This window comes from Bergeyella anatis, assembly GCF_036016955.1.
Classification (GTDB): Bacteria; Bacteroidota; Bacteroidia; order Flavobacteriales; family Weeksellaceae; genus JAYWXI01.
Genome location: NZ_JAYWXI010000096.1, coordinates 1 through 610 on the forward strand (window position 1 = coordinate 1; position 610 = coordinate 610).

Genomic DNA, 610 nt, shown 5'->3' on the forward strand with positions numbered 1-610 from the left:
TTGGTTTACATTCACATAAACGGAGTGCCTCTCCTTATCCCAAGTCTTGTCATAAAACACACCTTTGATGGCAGGACGCATATACACCAGTCCCGTATTTACGCTATACCCATTGAGCACCAATTCTGAGGCTTTACGGTTAAAACGGGTGATAATATCTACCGCGGTTTCGGATTTTATCTCCATCCCCTCTTTTTTGAGGGCTTCAATAATCTCTGAAATACCAAGGCTGCCACTTAGAAGGGGCACAGCGACAAAATCACTTGGGTCATCTTTCGTGAGTAGGTTGGGACGCAACCACGCTTTTAAAGTATTCATAGGATTTAAATTTTGTGATTAGGTATTTAATTTATGTAGTAAATTATTGTACAAAATATAAAAAAAACTTTCGCTCGCCAGAGTAAGCTCTCTGAGTATGTATTGTTCTTTGTTTTATATAATAATCAACTCCAGCCTTTAAATAAATAAAAATATTAGAGCCAATATTGGTTGATATATAATTGGCATTTACAGGACTTCTACTTTCATAATAAACATTACCTACATCTAACCCCAAGTTATTATCAGAAATTTGTATCCACGCCGTTGCAGAACCACTATCTGCATTTCC

The 610-nt window shown here is 36.9% G+C and carries 2 protein-coding genes; both read right to left on the reverse strand.

Features of this window, described 5'->3' with window-relative positions; all coding sequences use genetic code 11:
- Nucleotides 1-318, reverse strand: a 318-nt coding sequence (locus VQ048_RS12405; protein WP_327611953.1) for a DNA-binding domain-containing protein, incomplete at its 3' end; no start/stop codon positions are given.
- A gap of 43 nt (nt 319-361) precedes the next feature.
- Nucleotides 362-610: hypothetical protein (locus VQ048_RS12410; protein WP_327611954.1), on the reverse strand; the 249-nt coding region annotated here is incomplete at its 5' end.